We start from the raw sequence: 19,267 nt of genomic DNA, 5'->3' as shown, positions 1-19,267 counted from the left end.
TAAAGGCGCGATAGGGAATGTGTTCAGGCGCGGGGCTTGAGGGAGGCGACGTCCTGCGGCGTATTGAGGTTGCGCAAGGTCAGACCCGGCGGGACCGGGAGTTCGACGCAGCCCACCTGCCGCAGCAGGGCGCGCAACGATGGCGGGCGCGCGGCGGTGGTCACACACTCTTTGGCAGCCGTAAGGACCGCCGGGTTCAGGCGCAGGGCAAAGGGCAGGGGCTGCCCTTCAAAGCAGGCGCCTATCCCCTTGTGCGCGGCCAGCAGACGCAGGGTGTCGGGCGACAGTTCGGGCATATCGACGGGCACACACAGGACCTGATCCACATCCGCGCCGACCTGTGTCAGGGCCGCCAGTACGCCGCCCGCCGGGCCGCTGTCCACGACAGGATCGGCCAGCCCACCGGGCAGGTCAGGCCGTCCGCTGTAGAGGATATGCGCTGCCCCCGCCGCCGTCAGGGTGTTGGCGGCGACCTCCAGCCACGTCCGGCCCTCGAAAATCAGGCCGGCCTTGTCCACGCCCATACGGCGCGATTTCCCCCCACAAAGAACAATACCGGCAAGGGACATGTGGTCTGACCTCAAAACGTTTCTCTAATTCACCTCTTCCCACACCAGCACCGTGCCGTCCTTGCGGTCGGGATCGGCACCGGGCCAGTCGGCGGCGTAGGGCTCACCGGTGCGCACGTCAAGGCCGAGATAGCGGTGCGTGCGCAGCGACATCAGCATGAACTGTTTGCGCAGCATGTCCTGCCACTGGAACAGGCTGTCCGGCGTTTCCGTCTTCATCAGCCGCACGTCCGACGACAGACCCAGCCCGACAACGGTCAGGAAGCCGCTGCCGTCCATGGCCTCCAGCGCCACGCGCCCCTGCCCGCGATCGTGGACGCGGAAGCGCGCGCCGGGGCCGGCGGCCTCTTTCGAGCCGTTGGCGGCGAAGTGCAGCATACCGTGCGGATTGGCCCACATCGGCTGATCATTGGCGACGTTGCGGATGGTCACGATCTTGCCTGTCGGGAGGTTCTGCGAGCGGTCGGCCAAAGGCTCATCGACGCGGAAATCGTCGAAATCCGCCTGCCCGCCCAACATGCCTTTTTCGTTAAAGGCAAACAGGGCGAAGCGCACCCCCTGAAAGGTGCGCAACTGATAGGCGGTGCGTACCTCACCGCCGATGGGCGTGAAGGTCTGGCCGTCGATGGAATAGCTGAACTGCGACAGTTCGCTGTCGTAATTGCCGCTGACGCGCAACTGCACGCGCGGTCCCGGCAGGGCCGCCTCGATGGTTTTGTTGGCCAGTTGATCGTAGAAACGCAGGCGATAGGCCTGACCGTCGCGCACCACGCCCAGCCAGTAGTAGGGGATGTTGAGCAGGCCCAGACCGGCCACATCGCCGTCTTTCAGCCCTTTGGCATCCAGCGTCGTCGTCGCCGTCGATTCCGGCCCGATCACGCGCTGGGTCAGGCTGTTGCGCGCCAGCAGGAAGTGCGGGGCGGGCAGGCTGTGCAGGCGCAGATAGCCGCGCCGTTCCGACAACGACCATTTTGTGTCGTCCGGCACGTGGTTCCATTGCCAGATGGCTTGGGGCTTCGGGCCGGAGAAGTCGTCATTGCGCTGATAGGTCGGCGTCGGGGCGACGGAGGCTCCCGTGGCGGGTTTCAGCCAGGTGCGCGCGCTGCGCCCCAGATTGCCGGGCAGGCCGAAATAGGGCCAGCCGTCCTGCCAGGTGACGGGCGACAGGAAGGTGGTGCGCCCCATCGACTTCACATCCATCATCGAAAAGCCCCACCAGTCGCCATTGGGCAGTTCGACCAGCCCGCCCTGATGCAAGGGATCGGCCCCAAAGGCATTGCCGCCCGGCGGGGGCGGCGAAACGCTGATTTTGTCGCCGGGGGCGGGCAGGCTGCGGCCAATGCCTTGGGTGCGCCAGCCGAACTGCGTACCCATGGTCTCCCGCGCGCTAATCGTCACCGTCTCATAGGGGCCGAAGGGGCTGTCGGCGCGTGCCGCCTGCATCCGCCCGACCGGCGCGTAGTTGGCGCTGATGATGTAGTACCTGCCCTTGATCTTGTAGAAATGGTGGCCTTCGCCCATGGCGTTACCGGCCGGGATGATCACCCGTTCGCTACCTTCCACGACGCCACTGAGATCGGGTTTCAGTTCGACCAGCCGCACCTCGTCATAGCTATAGACGGCGTAGATCTTACCATCGTCGTCGAACAGCACCGACAGGTCGTGAATCTTACTGTTCAGCGATTTATGCGTCCACGGCCCGGCGGGATTGGTCGCCGTGAACACCTGTATCCCGTAACCGTTGATATTGGAGAAGATGTAGAAGGTGCCGTTGTGATAACGCAGCGCCGGGGCCCAGATGCCGGCCCCATAGGCGTCCTTGCCGCCTTCGAAGCGGTATTCCGGCCCCATGTCCAGACGGTCCAGCGCGTAGCCCAGCAGCCGCCAGTTCACCAGATCCTTCGAATGCAGCACCGGCAGGCCGGGCATGGTGTGCATGGTGGTGCCCGTCATGTAGTAGTCGTCACCGACACGGATAATGTCCGGATCGGAAAATTCGTCATTAAACAACGGGTTGGTGAAGGTGCCATTGCCATTGTCCGGCGTCCAGGTTGTCGCTGCCGTGGGTTTGGGCAGGACCTGAGCGGGCGGGGTCTGCGCCGCCGCAGACAGGCTGAAAAGAGCGAACAGCGCCGTCAGCGCAAGGCCGGGCAGGGGGCGGGCGGGCATGAGGCGTTTCCTGTTATCCGTGTTTCGGCGCACTATAATTGTCTGGGTTATCCGGTCAATCGCGCTTCGCCTCTCCCTTGCGCGGGCGCTTGATCGTGTCCGCAAAAACCAAAACGTGACCCAATCCGCCGATTGACAGAGGCGACGAAACCGTGATTTGTTAGCGTTAACATAAAAGCAAGCTTCGTGCAGGGATACCCATGCCTAATCCTCTTCCGACACGCCGCCACGTGCTGGCGGGCCTGAGCGCTGCCGCCCTGCCGGCGATGGCTTCCGCCCCTGCTTTTGCCGCCAGCGGGCCTTCGCTGCGGGCACTGGCCGCCGACAAGGGCATCCTGTTCGGTTCGGCACTCAGTGCGGGCACCCTGGAACCGGCCTATCTGGACATACTGAAGACCGAATGCGGCGTGATCGTGCCGGAGAACGAATTCAAGGTCTATGTCATCGCCACCCAGCCGGATCGCTATAACTTCGCGCCCGGTGATACGATTGCCGGCTTTGCGCGCGACAACGGCATGAAACTGCGCGGGCACACCCTGTTGTGGAACAAGGTCGAGTTCATGCCGAAGTGGCTGCTGAATATCGACTTTGGCTCCAACCCGGCGCGCGAGGCCGAACGCTATCTGCGCGACTATATCAAACGCGTTTGTACCCATTACGGCGATCAGGTGTTTTCCTGGGACGTGGTCAACGAAACCATCGACCCTCAAACCGGCGACATCCGCGACACGCCGTTCACGAAGGCGCTGGGCTTCGACTGCATCCGGATCGCCTTTGAGGCGGCGCGCGAATACGCCCCGAAGGCGCAGCTGGTCTATAACGACTACATGTCGTGGGAGCGTGGCAACGAGACGCACCGCAAGGGCGTGCTCAAACTGCTGGAAACCCTGCGGGCGAAAAACGTTCCGATTGATGGCTTCGGCATCCAGAGCCATATCGGCAATGACGGCCACATCAGGGAAGCGCAGCACGAGCAGTGGCGCGCCTTTATCGATGCGGCTGTGGGCATGGATTACAAGCTGCTGATCACCGAATTCGACGTCAATGACAAGGACCTGCCGACCGACACCGCCGTGCGCGACGCCGGGGTGGCTGCGGCGGCGAAGGACTATCTCGACCTGATGTTCTCTTACAAGCAACTGGATCAGTTCCTGTGCTGGGGCATGAGCGATAACCATAGCTGGCTTCAGGGCTGGACGCCGCGCACCGACAAGACGCCGCAGCGCCCGACCCCCTATGACGCCCAGTACCGCCCCAAGCCCCTGCGTGAGGCCATTGCCGCCGCCTTGAAGGCCGCCCCGAAACGATAGGAGACGACGATGCGATATCTGGCTGCCCTCTCCGCCGCCCTGTCTGTGGGCTTGTCTTTACCGGCTGTGGCCGAGCCCGCGCGCTTTGAGCGCTTCACCTATGAGGGCCGCTCTCAGGAGCAGGCCAGGGCAGGGTCGGGGGAATATCTCAACCCCATCCTGTCGGGCTATTATCCCGACCCATCGGTGACGCGCGTCGGCGACGACTATTACCTCGTCAACTCGTCCTTTGCGCACTTTCCCGGCCTGCCCATCTTCCATTCAAAGGATCTGGTGAACTGGACGCAGATCGCCAATGCGATCAGCCGCCCGGAACAGCTCAATTTTGATGGCCTGAGGGTGTCGCGCGGGGTCTTCGCGCCGGATATCTCCTATCACGATGGCCTGTTCTACATCGTCAACACCTGCGTGGATTGCAAAGGCAATTTCGTCATCACGGCCAAAGACCCGAAGGGGCCGTGGTCGGACCCGGTGTGGTTCGATTTCGAAGGCATCGACCCGTCGATCTTCTGGGATGCGGACGGCAAGGCCTATATCGTCAATAATGGCGCGCCGAACGAGACGCCGCGCTATGACGGCCACCGCGCCATCTGGGTGCAGGAGTTTGATTACAAGGCGCTGAAACTGGTCGGTGAGCGCACCCAGATCGTCAATGGCGGCGTCGATATCAGCAAGAAACCCATCTGGATCGAAGGGCCGCATATCCTGCGCAAGGACGGTTTTTACTATCTGACGGCGGCCGAAGGCGGCACGGGCGATCAGCATTCGCAGGTGGTGCTGCGCGCCAAAAGCGTGCGCGGGCCGTTTGTCCCCTATGACAAGAACCCGATCCTCAGCCAGCGCATGCTGGACCCGGCGCGCAAAAACCCCGTGACCTCCGCCGGTCATGCCAAGCTGGTGCAGACCCAGACGGGCGAATGGTGGGCGACCTTCCTCGCCACGCGGCCCTATGGCCCGGACCTGTACAATATCGGGCGTGAAACCTTCCTGTTGCCCGTGACGTGGAAGGACGGCTGGCCGGTCATTTTGGAAGACGGCAAGGCGATTCCCTTCACGGGCAAAAAGCCCAACCTGCCGACGCAGCCCGCCCCAACGCAGCCGGTTACCGGCGATTTCGGCTTTAGCGAAGAGTTTGACGGTAAGAGCCTGCCCCTGTCGTGGATCGGTGTGCGCACGCCGCACACGCCCGTCTATCGGCTGGACAAGGGGGCGTTGGTGCTCAATGCGGGTGCGGCGCTCGGCGACCTCAAAGGGACGCCCGCCTTTATCGCTCACCGTCAGCAGCACCACGTGGCCACCGTCTCCACCACGCTCCGCTATAGCCCGGAAAAAGAAGGCGACCGCGCCGGGCTGGCGGCCATGCAAAACGATGACGCCTGGCTGTTCTTCGGCCTGACGCGCATCGACGGCAAGCCGCAGATCGCGCTCTATAGCCGTGAAAATGCTAACGGGGACAAGCTGATCGCCGCAGCCCCGCTGACGGCGCGCGATGTCACCCTGACCCTGCGCCTTGATGGCGGGCGTCTAACGGCCGACTACACAGCGGACGGTCAGACACGCACCCTGAGCCGCGATGTCGATATCACCTTCCTTTCGACGCGCAAGGCGGGGGGCTTTGTCGGCACCCTGATCGGGCCCTATGCCTATGAGGCGAAATGATGCTGAAACGGATCGGGCATCTGCGCTGGTGGATCATCGCTCTGGTGATGCTGGGCACCATTATCAACTACCTGACGCGCAGCACGCTGAGCGTCGCCGCCACCACCCTGACGCAGGAACTGAGCCTGACGCCGCAGCAATACAGCTACATCACCAGCGCCTTCCAGCTGGGCATCATGATGCAGCCGATCGCCGGTTACATCCTCGACCTGATCCGTCTGCGTATCGGCTTTGCCCTGTTTGCCACGGCGTGGGGGATTATCACCATTGCCCACAGTCTCGCTGGCAACTGGCAGGGGCTGGCCATGCTGCGCGGGCTGCTGGGTTTTGCCGAAGGGGTGGCGCATCCGGGCGGCTTAAAAGTCGTCGCCGAATGGTTCCCGGCCAAGGAGCGCGGTCTGGCGGGCGGCATTTATAATATCGGGGCGTCGTTCGGCTCGATGCTGGCCCCGCCTTTGGTGGTGTGGGCCATCCTCTATTACGACTGGCGTGCGGCCTTTGTGATTACCGGCATTATCGCACTGGTCTGGGTCGTCCTGTGGCTCCTCTTCTATCAGTCGCCGGACAAGCATAAGGCCATTTCCGACGGCGAGCGCACCTATATCCGCGACGGTCAGGAGCGCCATCTGGAGGCCACGGCGGCCCGCCCGTCGCCGCTGAAGATTCTGGGGCAGCGCAACTTCTGGGGCATTGCCCTGCCGCGTTTTCTGGCCGACCCGACCTGGGGGACGCTGACCTTCTGGATGCCTCTGTATCTGGCGACGGCGCGCGGTTTTGACCTGAAAGAGATTGCTCTGTTTGCGTGGCTGCCTTTCGTCTTTGCCGATATTGGCTGCCTGTTCGGCCCGGCTGTGGTGTTGTGGCTGCAAAAGCGCGGCATCGGCCTGATCGACGCGCGTCGCTGGGTGTTTACGCTGGGCGCGGTGCTGATGACCGGCATCATGTTTGTGGGCTGGGTCAAAAGCCCCTTCGTCGCCATAGGCTTGCTCTGTCTGGGGGCCTTCGCGCACCAGACCCTGTCGGTGACCGTGATCACCCTGTCGTCGGACCTGTTCCGCAAAAACGAGGTGGGCACGGTGACCGGCATGGCCGGAACCTTCGCCAATCTGGGGGTGCTGCTGTTCTCGCTGGCCATCGGCGCGCTGGTCAGCACCATCGGCTATGAGCCGTTCTTTGTGATACTGGGTCTGCTCGACCTGATTGCCGCCGTGGTGCTGTGGACGCTGGTGCGTGCACCGAAGGCTGAACCGGAGCCCGCAACGTGATCCGTAACCCTATCGTGCCGGGCTTTAATCCCGACCCGTCCATCGTGCGCGTCGGCGACGACTACTACATCGCCACCTCGACCTTTGAGTGGTATCCGGGCGTGCAGATCCACCATTCGCGCGACCTGATCCACTGGCGGCTGATCACGCGGCCCCTGCGGCGTCCGGCGCAGCTCGATATGCGGGGCGCGCCGGACAGCTGCGGCGTCTGGGCCCCGTGCCTGACCTGGGATAACGGCCTGTTTTACCTGATCTATACCGATGTGAAGCGCTATGGCCGCACCACGGTCGGCGGAGCCAGCGGCGCGTCCTTGCGTGATTTCCACAACTATCTGGTCACCTGTCCCACCATCGACGGCGAATGGTCCGACCCCATCTATCTCAACAGCAGCGGCTTCGATCCGTCGCTGTTCCACGACGATGACGGGCGCAAATATCTGGTCAACATGCTGTGGGATCACAGGCCGGGCCGGGTGCGATTCGCTGGCATCGTGCTGCAAGAGTATGACCCGGTAGCGCGGGGTCTGACCGGTGAGCGTCAGGTGATTTTCGAAAGCACGTCGCTCGGTATGGCCGAAGGCCCGCACCTCTATAAGCGCGACGGCTGGTACTACCTGATCACGGCGGAGGGCGGCACGGGCTGGAACCACGCGGTGACGATGGCGCGGTCGCGGACCCTCACCGGGCCGTATGAGTTGCACCCCGAAACGCATATTCTCTCCAGTCGCCTGCGCCCGGACAGTCCGCTTCAGCGCGCCGGTCATGGCGATCTGGTCGAAGCGCGCGACGGCACGCCGATGCTGGTCTATCTCTGCGGCCGGCCCCTGCCTAATCGCGGGCGTTGCGTCCTGGGGCGCGAGACGGCCATCCAGCCGATGCGCTGGGACGCGGACGGCTGGCTGCGCACGCTGGACGGGCAGGGCCTGCCCCTGCTGATCGCCGAAAGCCCGGAACCGGTCAGGGAGACTTTTGAGGCTACCCCGGTGGATTTCAACGGCCCCGACCTGCCCATAGACTTCCAGTGGCTGCGCTCCCCCTATCCGGAGAGACTGTTCAGCCTCAGCGACCGGCCTGGACATCTGCGACTCTATGGCCGCGAAACCCTGGGCAGCCTGTTCGAGCAGGCGCTGGTGGCGCGCCGTCAGCAGGCCTTCTGCTATTCGGTGGAAACCGTCCTCGACTATCAGCCGCGCCATTATCAGCAGGCGGCCGGGCTGGTCTGCTACTATAATGGCAGCAAGTATCACTATCTGCACGTCACCCACGACGAACAGGCCGGGCGGCACGTGCGCGTGATGTCGGCCCTGCCGGACTCGACGACCAGCGACGCCTTCAGCGCCCTCTTTCCCGTCGCCGATGGCCCGATCCATCTGCGCGCCGAGGTCGATTATGAGCGCCTGCGCTTTGCTTTCCGGCTGGCGACAGACGCCGACTGGACGTGGATCGACGGGCATTTCGACGCCAGCCTCCTGTCGGACGAAGCCACAGTGCCGGGGGCCCCGAACTTTACCGGGGCCTTTGTCGGCATGGCCTGTCAGGACACGTCGGGCGAAGGGCTACCCGCCGATTTCGCCACGTTCGATTATCGGGAACGCGACTTTATCGCAGAGATTGGCTGAAAAAGCGCACCACCTCGGCATTAAAGGCGTCGTGGAAGGCGGCGCGATCAAAGCCCGCCCGGCTCTTACAGATGTGCGGGGCCAGATTGACGTCCACGCACGGGGCGAGGAAATCGAAGTGCCCGGCATTGGGGACCGCGTGAAACTCCGCCGGCTGCGGCAGGGCCTGACGCACGGCATCGGCATAGTCGGGCGCGGGCAGAATCTCATCGGCATCGGCGCGCCACAATTGCACGGGGAGGCTTAGGTCCTTCAGGCCCTCAGTAAAGGTGAAACCCAGCGCCGGGGCCGCCACGACCAGCGCCTTGAGGCGCGTATCGGAGGGCATTGAGGGGGCGGGAATGGCGGTTGTCGGGCGCGGGTGGCTGGCGATCATCTGACAATCGAAATAGGCCGGATGCGCCTGACAATGGGGGATCAGGCGCGCAAAGTCCGGACGCCCCCCGGCAGCGGCCAGAACGGTAAAGCCGCCTGCCGAAAAGCCGAAGGCGCCGATGCGTTGCGGGTCGATGACGCCACGCTCCGGCGCGTCGTTCAGCATATAGGTGATGAGCTGGCTGAGCGCCTTTGGGCGGTCTTCGATCTGCGTGGCGCGGCTGTTGTCCTGCCAGTTGTCGCCCAGGTGAGTGAGCGCCGCCACGACGAAGCCCGCTTTCGCCAGAGCCACGGCCGTATCGACGTGACCGGAAAAGCTTCCGCCCGTGCCGTGCGACATGACGATCAACGGATACTTGCCGGGCAGGGGCGTGGCATTGGCCACGACCTCATGGCTATAAAGCCCCAGCCTTTGGCGGGCGGGCGTGCCGGCGGCGGGAAACCATATGCCGACCTCAACGCCCTCAGCCGTGATGGTCTTGCGGAACCCGACCTGCGGGGTGTCGGTCGGGGCCTCAGCATGGGCGACCACACCAAGGGCCGCGAACAGACTGAAGAGAGCGAAGAATAGGCGACAGCGCATGAGAAACCTCCGTTTGATCCGTCCGCTCTAACCGCCTTATGCAGCGCGTAAAGCCGTCATTCGCCAATGGGCAAACGGGTTCGCGGTCCGGCGATTGGGCACTCTGGCGGTGCGTGGCGCAGGCGGCTATAGTGCGCCAAACCGCCCTGATCCGAGGCCCAATGCCGACATCGCTTTCCACCCGTTTGATCCGCCTGAGCCGTAATCCCGTCGCGCAATGGGCCGCCGTGGCCAGTGTCGCCGGGCTGATACTGGGGGTGCTGGGGCCGTTCGGCAGCTATCTGAATACGGGTCTGGAAAAGCGGATCGCCTATTGGGTCGTGTCGATGCTGGTGGGGGCGGCGCTGTTCGGGGGCACCTTGCGGGCGGTCAAGCGTGTCGCCCCCGGAGGCGGAATAAAAAGCCTCAGTTTGCTGGCCGTCGCCCTTGGGCTCGTCAGCGTGTTGCAGGCGTTTCTGACGCGCACGGCGGCCTTCTGGCTGTGGCCGGAGCTGCATCGCTTCGACCTGTCGCCGGTCCTGTGGTACGGTCAGACCTTGCTGATCGGCGGGCTGATGTTTGCCGTGGTGTGGGCGCTTCAGCGCCGTGCGGCCTCGCGCCCCGTTCTCGCAGAGACGGAGCCGCCCGCCGCCCTGCCCAAAGACGTGCTGGCCCTTCAGATGGAAGACCACTATGTCCGCGTCCACACGCCCACAGGCGCGCAACTGATGCTGATGCCCCTGCATCAGGCGATTGCCCAGCTGGAGACCGAAGGGCTGCGGACGCACCGTTCATGGTGGGTGGCGCGTCATGCGGTGAAAACCATCGAAGGCACGCCGCGCGCCATGCGTTTGCACCTGACCAATGGCCTCACCGCGCCGGTCGCCCGCTCGGCGGTGGTGCACCTGCGTCAGGCCGGCTGGCTTGAACCTGCCGGCGGGTGAGTAAGGGCCTATCGCCGATAAGCCCCTCTTCGCCGGGCACTGCCTATGGATTCACAAACTCGCCCGTCTTGCCGCTTTTGGCGGCGTCTTCGGCCAGAACCACATCCTTGTGATCCACCACCCCGTCCGTGTTGCGGTCATGCAGGTCGAACATGCGCAGACCCGAAGCCAGGTGTTCCGCCTGACTGATGGTGCCGTTTTTGTCAGTGTCGAGGACGCCGAAACGCACCTTGGCCTGACGCATCTGGCGCTGTTGTTCCTCAAGGCGCTTTTCGGGGTCGCCGATGCGGCTGAGTCTGGCCATCAGGCGGCCTTCGTATTCGCCGATATATTCGGCTTCGCTCAAGACTCCGTCCTCATTGAAGTCGGCCTTGCGAAATTCGATGGCGCGACCGGCCTTGAATTCCTCAAGCGACACCTTGCCGTCGCCATTGAGGTCCTGTTCCTCGATAAAGGTCGAAGTGGAGTGTGAGGCGGCCCATGCCGGGGCCGAGACCGTCAGAAGTGCGACAATAAAAAGAGACTTTTTCATCTGGGTATCCTTATAGAACAGGTTATTGGGGGAGGACTTCGAGGGTGAGGGTGGCGGTGTGGCTGAGCCACAGGTTTGCCTGCCCCTCAGCGGGGCGGCGCACGCGCACCTGAAGGAGGTAGAGGCCGGCGGTCTTCGGCGTGAAGGTGACCTCGCCCGCCTCATTGGACCGTAGCGTCTGTTCCCCGACCTTGGGCGTGGCATAGGTCTGGCCGTCAGTGATAATCGTGACGCTTTGACCCGACAGGCCCTTACCGTTTTCACGCACGCGCACGGTAAAGGGTTCGCCGGCATAGGCGTCATAGGGCGCGGTTACGGGGAAGAGTTCGACGCCGTCGCTGCGGAAATCGGGACGGCTGGGGCGGCCATGCGTCACATAGACATCGGCGCGGGTCAGGCTTTGCACGTCGATGACGGTTTCACCGGATCGGGCGGCATTGGGGCCTTCGAGAAAGTGCACCTCACCGTCGCGGATGACGCCCCTGGCCACGCGGCCCTTACGCACGCCGGACGAGATCAGATAGGTGCCTTCGGCCTTCAGTGGCGCTTCGAGGAATACCGCGTCTTTCAGCGTCGCCGCCGGGGGGAGGGGGGTGTCGGTCCCGTCCGGGGCGATGATGTGGAAGGCGTCCGACTTCATGGCCACGTCGGGGCGCAGATCGCCGTCCGAGAAGGCGGCTTCGACCGTTACGTGGTCGCGCGGTGCCGGGACCGTAAAGGCCGCGGGCTTGAGATAGGGCGAATGCGCCATGGCGGGAGAAGTCAATAAACCAAAGAAAAGCAAAGGGGTAATGCCGATAAAGCGATAGGCGGTCATGTCGTGTGATCCCATAAATGAGCTCTGTGGCTCGAAAGACATAAATCCAATAATGAGAATCATTATTATTTGCAAGTGGCTTGACGCGGTGTCGCGCCAGGGTGTAGTCGGCGAGTCAATGAGAATTATTCGCAATAATGGGCATGGAGCCCATGACGAATCTCAGCCGATTTTTTTGAAAGGAAGTATGGGGATGTCACTCAAATCATACCGTCTGCCGGCCGTCAGCGCACTGGCGCTCAACGCCCTGATTCTGTCTGCCGCGCCGGTGCTGGCGCAGGAGGCGGACAAGACAACCGACGCCACCACTCAGTTGTCGCTGGGGCGCATCGTTGTCTCGGCAGGCAAGGAAAAGGTCGCCACCGATACGCCGCAATCGGTGACGGTGCTCGATCAGGAAGACCTTGAAAACGCGCAGGCCGGTACGGTGGGCGAACTGCTGGAAGGCGTGGCCGGGGTCGATGCGGCCGGGGGCGTTTCATCGCTGGGGCAGGGGCTGAACATCCGCGGCATGGGCACCGCCCTGTCGGAATCGGACAGCCGCGTGGTCTTCACGGTCGATGGCGTCACCAAGTTTTTTGAGGGCTATCGCATGGGCAGCCTGTTCACCGATACCGAGCTGTATAAGCGCGTTGAGGTGCTGCGCGGGCCGTCCTCTTCGACCGTCTATGGCTCCGGCGCGCTGGCCGGAACGGTCAACTTCACCACCAAGGACGCGTCGGATTTTCTCAGGGGTGATGATCGTTTCGCGGTGCGTCTGAAAGGCGGCTACGACAGCAACAGCGAGGGCACGCTGCTGTCGGCGACTCTGGCGGCCAAGCCGGTGCAGAACCTCGACGTCCTGCTGGTTGCCAACAAGCGCGACTTCGGCAACTACACCGATGGCAATGGCAAGATCGTCAACCCGTCGCAGGCGGCGGGCGAGTCGGTTCTGCTCAAGAGCCGCTACTATATTGGCGGCGACCGCAAACACAGCGTCTGGGCCTCGGCGCAGAAGTGGAGCGACGATTCGTGGCAGATCTATGATCAGCAGGCGGCCTTTACGACCAGCCAGGTGCGCCGCAAGACCGACGACACCAACTATGTGATCGGTTACGACAACGCCTTTGACGGCAATGACTGGCTGGACCTGAAGGCGCAGATCGCCTTCGATGAATCGAAGACCGATCAGCGCGACAACCAGTTTTCGCCCACCGCGCTCGGTTTTACGTCGCAGTACAGCTACAAGACCGTGCAGGCGAAGGTGGAGAACGTCTCGACCTTTACCACCGGTCCCGTCGAGCACTTCCTGACCGTTGGCGTGCAGACCTATCATCAGGAGCGCCGCAACCCGCGTTATAGTGCGACGGGTAGCCTGACCAACGGGGCGACCACCCACCCCGAAGGAGATATGAACCGCGTCAGCCTGTACGTGCAGGACGAAATCCTGATCGGCGAGAAGCTGACCCTTATTCCGGGTCTGCGGTATGACAAGTCGAAGCTGAAGCCGGGGGCGGGCACCTATGTGGTGGGCACGACCGGCGTACCGTCCTCAGTCGAACTGGACGCCACCTCGCCCAAGCTGGCGGTGCTCTATGCGGTGACGGATCAGGTCAAACTGTTCGGTTCGCTGTCGCATACCGAGCGCCTGCCCGTGCTGGACGAAATCTATACGCGCGGTGCGGCCCAGACCATCAGCCTCAACCTTAAGCCAGAAGAGTCGGAAAACCGCGAAGTGGGGGCCAGCTATTCGAAGCGCGGTCTGTTCTCCAAAGGTGACGGTCTGAACCTCAAACTGACCGTGTTCCAGAACGACATCAAGAACCTGGTCACCCGCACCTCGACCACGGCTTCGGCCTACACCAATGTCGGCGAAGCGCGCTACGAAGGGGCTGAGCTTGAGGCCGAATACGCCTCACGCCGCGTCTTCGGGCGCGCGGCGTGGTCCACCGTCAACGGCTATAATAAGCTGACCAATATCGCGTTTAACACCATCCCGGCGGAACAACTGAACCTGACGGCGGGCTGGGTCTTTCCGGAACAGGGGGTAACGCTCGGCTGGAAAGGCGATATCGCCGACAAACAGTACAGCTATAACGCCACCACCGGAGCTATTTCGGCCACCAGCAAATCCTACACGGTGCATAACCTGTTTGCCACCTATCGCCCGGTGTCCGGCCCGCTGGCCGGGATCGAAGCGCGTCTGAACTGGGACAATATCTTCGACACCTATTATCAGCCGCACCTCAGCTATCTGCCCGCTGCGGGTCAGACCTTCCGCCTGAGCCTCGCCCGGACGTTCTGAGGCCATCGGTGACGAGCCATAGTCAAAAAAGTCTGGCTGTGGGGGCCTCCGTTCTGGTGAACGGGGGCTTCCTGCTGGCCGTGGCGGGGTTGGCGCCTAAGCCGACGCCCCCCCCGGTCGAAATGCCGGCGTTCGAGGTGTCACTGGAGAGGCGCCCGTCCGTGGCGAAGACGGCACCGCCTACGGCAGAGATACAGGCGTCCGCCTCTGCGGATATCAAACCTTCTGAAAAGCCTGTGCACACAGCGGTTTCGACGCCACAGCCGTCGTCTTCGCCGGCACAGGTCGAAGTGTCGCCCTCGGCGCAGGCGGCCTCGCCCTCGGGTCGGACGGAGCCCGTCGCAGCCACGCCGTCGGCGGGCGCGCCTGCGGTTGCGGCCCCTAGCGCCCCCCCTCCAGCAGCCGGTGCGCCGCGTCAGAGCGCGGGGCAAGGCCAGCCCCCAGCGGCCTATGCCGCCCGTCTTCGCCACCATATCGAACAGTTCAAAATCTACCCGCCGCACGCCAAACGCCGTCGCATCGAAGGCGAAGTCGTCCTCAGCTTTCAGATGGATCGCCAAGGGCGGGTCCTGACGTCGCGGATCGAGCGCGGATCGGGCTCAGCGGACATTGACCGCGCCGCACTGACCATGCTGGCCGACGCCCAGCCCCTGCCACGCCCACCGGATTCAGTGGCGGGTGAAGTCTTGTCTCTGAGCTTTACGACGCGCTTCAGTCTTGCCGATTGAGAAGATGTTTGGGGCGAAAGGACGTCAGGAGGACGCCGAATACCCCGGTCGCGGCGGTGACTCCCCTAAAGGTGCAGGCGACAGACGCGCGATCAGGGCGTCTATGCGCAATGGGCGAGAGAAGAGGTAGCCCTGCATGGCGTGCACGCCGGCGGCCTTGAGGTGTTGATGCTGTCTGGGGGTTTCGACCCCTTCGGCCACCACCTGCATCCCGAAGGCGCGGCGGGGCGGCGGTCGGGGCGTCTGCCTGACGCGGCAGCCGCACATGGAATGACGTCCCCTTGCCCTGTTCGCTGCTGACGGCGATGGCCCCGTGCATGGCCTCGACCAGCCGTTTGGCGATCGACAGGCCCAGCCCCGTGCCGCCGAAGCGCCGCGTCGTGGTCTGGTCTTCCTGCGTGAAGGCACCGAACACGCTGTCTAGCTTGTCCGCCACAATGCCGATGCCGGTATCGCTGACCACCAGCCGCCAGTGGTCAGGATGACGGTCGGGCAACAGTTTCAGCTTCACACGTCCGCGTTCGGTAAATTTAACGGCGTTGGAGACCAGATTGGCGATGACCTGCCCCAGCCGCACCGTATCGGCGGGCACCAGGCGCGGCGCGTCCGGATGCACAAAAGCCACCAGTTCCAGCCCCTTGTCGCGCGCCCGGTCGTGGAACAGGGCCACCACCTCGTCGATCAGGTCCACCACATCGACTTCGCTGATTTCGACGTCCATGCGCCCGGCCTCGATCTTGGAGAAGTCGAGAATGTCGTTGATAACCGAAAGCAAATTGCGCCCGGAACGCACAATGGTGTCGGCGTGACGGCGCGCCTTGGGCGGCAAGGGCTCGCTGGCCAGCAGTTCAGCCATCACCATCACCCCGTTCATCGGCGTGCGGATTTCATGGCTCATGGTCGCCAGAAACTCGGATTTCGCGGCATTGGCGGCGTTGGCGTTGTCGCGGGCCAGACGGCAGGCAAGGTCACCGGTATCACGCGACCCCAGGCGGGCGAGGGGGCCATGACCATTGGCGACCCCTTCACCACGCTGGACCTGAAACCGCCCTATACCTATATCGGTTTGCCGCTTCAGGTTAATGTGTTGAACACGCAGTCGGTTACCCTGCCGCCGGGGGTGCATTGCGGACTGCTGACCATCGGCGGCTCCGGCCGCGTCCACCTCCTGCCCGGTGAACATTATTTTATGTCCAAGGTTCAGATGTCGAATATGGCCCAGCTACCGGGGACGACGTGGTGCTAATCTTTGGCGGCGGCGACAAGATTGATATTGCCGATAAGGGCGAGGTGCGCCTGACGGCGCGCAAATCGGGCCGCTTCGCCGGCTTCCTGATGGCGACGTCGCGCGACAATACGGAAACCTTTACGATTAAATCTGATCGCGTCAGCCAGCTTCTGGGGACCATCTATATCCCCAATGCGACACTTGAGCTCGAAACCGCGGGTCGCGTGGCACAGGATTCGGCGTGGAGCGTGATCGTGGCGCGCACCGTCACCCTGCGCAAGGACCCGATACTAGTCATCAACAAAAACTATGCCGGTTCCGGCGTGCCCGTCCCCGAAGGCGTCGGGCCGAACCGCTCCATGCCGGCGTTGACGCAATGAGGGAGCCGCCATGAGCTATTTTGTCACCTTCGAAGCGGCGCGCGTTCTGGTGGTCGATGACGACCCTATCCTGCGGGAATTTGCTCTGACACATCTGGCGACGCCAGAGGTCAGCGTTGAGGTGGCCGAAGACGGCGCCGAGGCCTGGACCAGGATGGGCCGCAGTACCTATGACATCGTGCTGCTTGATCTCGACATGCCGCGCATGGATGGTTTTGAGCTTCTGGGGCTCATGCGCGCCGATCCGGTCCATCGGCATGTGCCGGTTGTGGTGGCGACGGGGCACGAGGACATGGTCGCGGTGGACAAGGCCTTTGCCAATGGCGCGACGTCGTTTGTCATCAAGCCGCTGAACTGGCGGCTGGTGTCGCATCAGTTGTCCTACGTTCTGAAAAGTGCGCGCGAAGAAGCGGCGGTGCGACAAACCCTGCGCACCCTTCAGGATCACAACCGTTTGCGCGACGAAGCGGTGACGCTGGCGCTGGCGAATCTGGAACAGTCAGGTCAGGCACTCAAAGCCATGCTGGCGCGCCCGGAAGAGGTCGAGCTTACTGAAGCCCAGACGGAGGCCGAACGTATTGTCCGCCTGTGTGAAGCCCTTACTCAGGCCGCCCGCCTGCCCTGATACCGAACGGAAGCCAGCGGTCGCTCACCTTCGCCGCGCCGTAAACGCCTTTAGTAAGCGCGGGTGCCGAGCCGTAAGTGCCGGGACTTGCTCGGTATCTCATGTTGTCTAACCGAGTCTCAGAGAGACGTGGACAGCCACAGAAATGCCATGCCGTGTTTCCTTTGGCTGGCTTGGATCAATCTCATAGTCTATTACCCTGGGACAACCTGAAAATCGGCACACCAGGGATGTGCTGCCGACTGGCTATCAAGGCAGAAATAGGGCGATGAGTGCGGCCGGTGAGGGCGAAAATGATTGAAGAAAAAGAGATAAAAAGCCCAAATAGTTCGTTCCGTTTTTCCGTTGCACCCATGATGGACTGGACGGACCGGCATTGTCGGGCCTTTCACCGGACCCTGACGAAGGGGGCGCTGCTCTATACCGAGATGGTCACCTCGCGGGCGATCATCAATGGCGACCGTCAGAAGTTGCTGGGCTTTTCCGAGGTCGAGCATCCGGTGGCGTTGCAACTGGGGGGCTCAGAGCCGGACGAACTGGCGGCCTGCGCGAAGATCGCCGAAGACTGGGGCTATGATGAGGTCAATCTCAACTGCGGCTGTCCGTCCGATCGCGTGCAGTCGGGGTCGTTCGGGGCCTGCCTGATGCGTGAACCGCAGCTTGTCGCCGACTGTATGCAGGCCATGGGCGAGGGGACCCGGCTACCGGTCACCGTCAAATGCCGCATCGGCGTCGATGATCAGGACGAAGAGACGGCCCTGTTTGCGCTCGTGGAGGCCTGCCGCCAGGCGGGGGTGCGCAGCTTTATCGTCCATGCGCGCAAGGCCTGGCTTAAAGGCCTGTCGCCCAAGGAAAACCGCGACATCCCACCGCTCAATTACGAACTGGTCTATGCCTTAAAGCGCGCCTATCCGGATTTGACCATCTCGATCAATGGCGGGATCGGCACGCTGGATGAGGCCGAAGCGCATCTGAAACACGTCGATGGCGTCATGCTGGGGCGCGCCGCCTATCATGAGCCGGCCCTGCTGGGGCAGGTGGACCGGCGCCTTTTTGGCGGGGAGGCCGATGTCGGGCCGTTCGAGGCGCTGGAGGCTTATCGCCCCTATATGGAGGCGCAATTGGCGGCGGGCGTGCATCTGCCGGCCATTACGCGGCACATGCTGGGGCTGATGCACGGCCTGCCCGGTGCGCGGGCCTTCCGGCGCATCCTGACCGTGGAGTCGATCCGCCCGGGCGCGGGTATAGAGGTGCTGGATCAGGCCATCGAGGCGGTGCGCGACGCTATGGCCGCGTCACAGGCGCGGCGTGAGGCCTATGAGGCCAGCCTTACGGACGCAGGATAAGGCTGCCCTGCGTGGCCTCAAAGCGGCTGAGGCGGCCCAGATAGCTCATGCCCAGTAGCGAAGTGGACAGGCCTTCGCGGATAACCAGGGCCTCGACATCGTCCATCTGGCTCTGGCCGATCTGCACACGGTCGATGACGACGCGGGCGGCCTGCGTCTTGCCGCTGGCGGTGGTGACGTCCTGATCGTAGGTGAGGGTGTTCAGATTGATGCCCAGACGGCGGGCATCCTGCGGCGTCAGGGCGACCACAGAGGCCCCTGTATCGACGAGAAACTTGACAGTGGTACTATTGACCCGGGCCTCAGCCCAGTAATGGCCGTCGGCCGCCTTGGGGATGGCGGTGACGCCACCGATGGTGCTGGGGGCGGAGACGCTGTGCGTTTGAGATGTCTGGACTACGGTCGCGGTTTCATCGCCTCTGGAGGTAAAGCCTTCGTGCCGTACCACCAGCAGGCCTGTGGCCACGGCGCTGGTGATAGCGCACCCCAGAATAAACGCAGATCTCAGCATAACGAAACCACCACCACCGCTTTCGGGCTGCCCATGCCGGGCCACCGGTCTTTTCCGGTTGATCGCAGTCTATGCGGATAAGGTTTTTTTATCGTGAATCGGCGAAAATGGGGCGTGTTCGGACGAAATGATGTAAGAAATTGAAATTTCTAATCTAAAAATAATTAATAAAAGCAGATTATTATGTAATTCATAATTCAATTTTTACTCCGGTTACGGAATGTTTGTTGCGTGTTTTTTGGGTTTGTGGCACATTGATATCCGACGCGACGACGGCTGAGAGAGGTGAGAGTCCCCTGAGAGTTTGCGACGCGTCTTCTTGTTCATCTTGTCATGAAAAAGGA

Annotated in this window: 18 protein-coding genes and 1 pseudogene; 11 read left to right on the top strand and 8 right to left on the bottom strand. The window is 62.8% G+C overall.

The window, feature by feature from the left end; translation table 11 throughout:
- Positions 1–23: 23 nt before the first annotated feature.
- On the bottom strand, positions 24–569 hold the full coding sequence (locus tag Q0072_RS13345) for a molybdenum cofactor guanylyltransferase (RefSeq protein WP_298331004.1): 546 nt from the start codon (positions 567–569) through the stop codon (positions 24–26).
- A gap of 24 nt (positions 570–593) precedes the next feature.
- Positions 594–2,738, bottom strand: a complete 2,145-nt coding sequence (locus tag Q0072_RS13340; RefSeq protein WP_298331002.1) for a glycoside hydrolase 43 family protein — start codon at positions 2,736–2,738, stop codon at positions 594–596.
- 200 nt (positions 2,739–2,938) lie between these two features.
- Here Q0072_RS13340 and Q0072_RS13335 point away from each other — a divergent pair, with 200 nt between their 5' ends.
- The 4 genes from Q0072_RS13335 to Q0072_RS13320 are packed head-to-tail and all read left to right on the top strand — an operon-like array spanning position 2,939 to position 8,591.
- On the top strand, positions 2,939–4,048 hold the full coding sequence (locus Q0072_RS13335; RefSeq protein WP_298331000.1) for an endo-1,4-beta-xylanase: 1,110 nt from the start codon (positions 2,939–2,941) through the stop codon (positions 4,046–4,048).
- 9 nt (positions 4,049–4,057) lie between these two features.
- Complete coding sequence (locus Q0072_RS13330; RefSeq protein WP_298330998.1) at positions 4,058–5,707, top strand: glycoside hydrolase family 43 protein; 1,650 nt, start codon at positions 4,058–4,060, stop codon at positions 5,705–5,707.
- On the top strand, positions 5,707–6,972 hold the full coding sequence (locus Q0072_RS13325) for an MFS transporter (protein WP_298331008.1): 1,266 nt from the start codon (positions 5,707–5,709) through the stop codon (positions 6,970–6,972). Before Q0072_RS13330 ends, Q0072_RS13325 begins: the two co-directional genes overlap by 1 nt.
- Positions 6,969–8,591: a glycoside hydrolase family 43 protein gene (locus Q0072_RS13320; protein WP_298330996.1), complete on the top strand. Its 1,623-nt coding sequence runs from the start codon at positions 6,969–6,971 to the stop codon at positions 8,589–8,591. The genes Q0072_RS13325 and Q0072_RS13320 overlap by 4 nt, the downstream gene beginning before the upstream one ends.
- Here Q0072_RS13320 and Q0072_RS13315 read toward each other — a convergent pair.
- Positions 8,572–9,549, bottom strand: coding sequence for a prolyl oligopeptidase family serine peptidase (locus tag Q0072_RS13315; RefSeq protein ID WP_298330994.1), 978 nt, complete (start codon positions 9,547–9,549; stop codon positions 8,572–8,574). The genes Q0072_RS13320 and Q0072_RS13315 overlap by 20 nt on opposite strands.
- A gap of 161 nt (positions 9,550–9,710) precedes the next feature.
- On the opposite strand from Q0072_RS13315, the gene Q0072_RS13310 reads away from it, so the two are divergent.
- On the top strand, positions 9,711–10,472 hold the full coding sequence (locus Q0072_RS13310) for a LytTR family DNA-binding domain-containing protein (RefSeq protein WP_298330992.1): 762 nt from the start codon (positions 9,711–9,713) through the stop codon (positions 10,470–10,472).
- 43 nt (positions 10,473–10,515) lie between these two features.
- Here Q0072_RS13310 and Q0072_RS13305 read toward each other — a convergent pair whose 3' ends face one another.
- Both Q0072_RS13305 and Q0072_RS13300 read right to left on the bottom strand, forming a co-directional pair.
- Positions 10,516–11,004 (bottom strand): hypothetical protein, encoded by a 489-nt coding sequence (locus Q0072_RS13305; RefSeq protein ID WP_298330990.1) that lies wholly within the window; start codon positions 11,002–11,004, stop codon positions 10,516–10,518.
- A gap of 22 nt (positions 11,005–11,026) precedes the next feature.
- Positions 11,027–11,836: a DUF4198 domain-containing protein gene (locus Q0072_RS13300; RefSeq protein WP_298330987.1), complete on the bottom strand. Its 810-nt coding sequence runs from the start codon at positions 11,834–11,836 to the stop codon at positions 11,027–11,029.
- A gap of 178 nt (positions 11,837–12,014) precedes the next feature.
- Between Q0072_RS13300 and Q0072_RS13295 the strand changes: the two genes are divergently transcribed.
- Both Q0072_RS13295 and Q0072_RS13290 read left to right on the top strand, forming a co-directional pair.
- Positions 12,015–14,105 (top strand): TonB-dependent receptor, encoded by a 2,091-nt coding sequence (locus Q0072_RS13295; protein WP_298330986.1) that lies wholly within the window; start codon positions 12,015–12,017, stop codon positions 14,103–14,105.
- An 8-nt stretch (positions 14,106–14,113) separates the two neighbouring features.
- A complete protein-coding gene (locus Q0072_RS13290) occupies positions 14,114–14,833 on the top strand; it encodes an energy transducer TonB (protein ID WP_298330985.1) in 720 nt (239 codons plus the stop codon).
- 24 nt (positions 14,834–14,857) lie between these two features.
- On the opposite strand, the gene Q0072_RS21950 is transcribed toward Q0072_RS13290, so the two are convergent.
- Entirely contained in the window at positions 14,858–15,043 is a 186-nt protein-coding gene (locus Q0072_RS21950; protein WP_366941812.1) for an EAL domain-containing protein, read from the bottom strand.
- Positions 15,044–15,092: 49 nt separating this feature from the next.
- A pseudogene (locus tag Q0072_RS13285) lies at positions 15,093–15,695 on the bottom strand (ATP-binding protein); the annotation flags it as partial.
- Positions 15,696–15,722: 27 nt separating this feature from the next.
- Between Q0072_RS13285 and Q0072_RS13280 the strand changes: the two are divergent.
- From Q0072_RS13280 to dusA, 4 genes are all read left to right on the top strand, one after another.
- Positions 15,723–16,079 carry a hypothetical protein gene (locus tag Q0072_RS13280; protein WP_298330981.1) on the top strand — a complete coding sequence of 119 codons (357 nt, stop codon included), beginning with the start codon at positions 15,723–15,725 and terminating at the stop codon, positions 16,077–16,079.
- Positions 16,070–16,441: a hypothetical protein gene (locus Q0072_RS13275; protein WP_298330979.1), complete on the top strand. Its 372-nt coding sequence runs from the start codon at positions 16,070–16,072 to the stop codon at positions 16,439–16,441. Before Q0072_RS13280 ends, Q0072_RS13275 begins: the two co-directional genes overlap by 10 nt.
- 10 nt (positions 16,442–16,451) lie before the next feature.
- Positions 16,452–17,066: a two-component system response regulator gene (locus tag Q0072_RS13270; RefSeq protein ID WP_298330977.1), complete on the top strand. Its 615-nt coding sequence runs from the start codon at positions 16,452–16,454 to the stop codon at positions 17,064–17,066.
- Between the two features lie 293 nt (positions 17,067–17,359).
- Entirely contained in the window at positions 17,360–18,412 is a 1,053-nt protein-coding gene (dusA, locus tag Q0072_RS13265) for a tRNA dihydrouridine(20/20a) synthase DusA (RefSeq protein ID WP_298330975.1), read from the top strand.
- Here dusA and Q0072_RS13260 read toward each other — a convergent pair.
- On the bottom strand, positions 18,396–18,923 hold the full coding sequence (locus Q0072_RS13260; RefSeq protein WP_298330973.1) for a TIGR02281 family clan AA aspartic protease: 528 nt from the start codon (positions 18,921–18,923) through the stop codon (positions 18,396–18,398). The two genes, dusA and Q0072_RS13260, sit on opposite strands and share 17 nt — an antisense overlap.
- Positions 18,924–19,267 lie beyond the last annotated feature (344 nt).

The organism is Asticcacaulis sp. (genome assembly GCF_027484505.1).
Classification (GTDB): domain Bacteria; phylum Pseudomonadota; class Alphaproteobacteria; order Caulobacterales; family Caulobacteraceae; genus Asticcacaulis.
Note: the sequence above shows the minus strand (reverse complement) of the source record. Positions and strands in the feature narration are given on the sequence as shown.

What these genes read in the sequence shown, in the direction of transcription:
- Q0072_RS13345 (WP_298331004.1), bottom strand. Translation starts at nt 569, where the DNA reads ATGTCCCTTGCCGGTATTGTTCTTTGTGGGGGGAAATCGCGCCGTATG.
- Q0072_RS13340 (WP_298331002.1), bottom strand. Translation starts at nt 2,738, where the DNA reads ATGCCCGCCCGCCCCCTGCCCGGCCTTGCGCTGACGGCGCTGTTCGCT.
- Q0072_RS13335 (WP_298331000.1), top strand. Translation starts at nt 2,939, where the DNA reads ATGCCTAATCCTCTTCCGACACGCCGCCACGTGCTGGCGGGCCTGAGC.
- Q0072_RS13330 (WP_298330998.1), top strand. Translation starts at nt 4,058, where the DNA reads ATGCGATATCTGGCTGCCCTCTCCGCCGCCCTGTCTGTGGGCTTGTCT.
- Q0072_RS13325 (WP_298331008.1), top strand. Translation starts at nt 5,707, where the DNA reads ATGCTGAAACGGATCGGGCATCTGCGCTGGTGGATCATCGCTCTGGTG.
- Q0072_RS13315 (WP_298330994.1), bottom strand. Translation starts at nt 9,549, where the DNA reads ATGCGCTGTCGCCTATTCTTCGCTCTCTTCAGTCTGTTCGCGGCCCTT.
- Q0072_RS13310 (WP_298330992.1), top strand. Translation starts at nt 9,711, where the DNA reads ATGCCGACATCGCTTTCCACCCGTTTGATCCGCCTGAGCCGTAATCCC.
- Q0072_RS13305 (WP_298330990.1), bottom strand. Translation starts at nt 11,004, where the DNA reads ATGAAAAAGTCTCTTTTTATTGTCGCACTTCTGACGGTCTCGGCCCCG.
- Q0072_RS13300 (WP_298330987.1), bottom strand. Translation starts at nt 11,836, where the DNA reads ATGGGATCACACGACATGACCGCCTATCGCTTTATCGGCATTACCCCT.
- Q0072_RS13295 (WP_298330986.1), top strand. Translation starts at nt 12,015, where the DNA reads ATGTCACTCAAATCATACCGTCTGCCGGCCGTCAGCGCACTGGCGCTC.
- Q0072_RS21950 (WP_366941812.1), bottom strand. Translation starts at nt 15,043, where the DNA reads ATGCAGGTGGTGGCCGAAGGGGTCGAAACCCCCAGACAGCATCAACAC.
- Q0072_RS13280 (WP_298330981.1), top strand. Translation starts at nt 15,723, where the DNA reads ATGGCTCATGGTCGCCAGAAACTCGGATTTCGCGGCATTGGCGGCGTT.
- Q0072_RS13270 (WP_298330977.1), top strand. Translation starts at nt 16,452, where the DNA reads ATGAGCTATTTTGTCACCTTCGAAGCGGCGCGCGTTCTGGTGGTCGAT.
- dusA (WP_298330975.1), top strand. Translation starts at nt 17,360, where the DNA reads ATGATTGAAGAAAAAGAGATAAAAAGCCCAAATAGTTCGTTCCGTTTT.
- Q0072_RS13260 (WP_298330973.1), bottom strand. Translation starts at nt 18,923, where the DNA reads ATGCTGAGATCTGCGTTTATTCTGGGGTGCGCTATCACCAGCGCCGTG.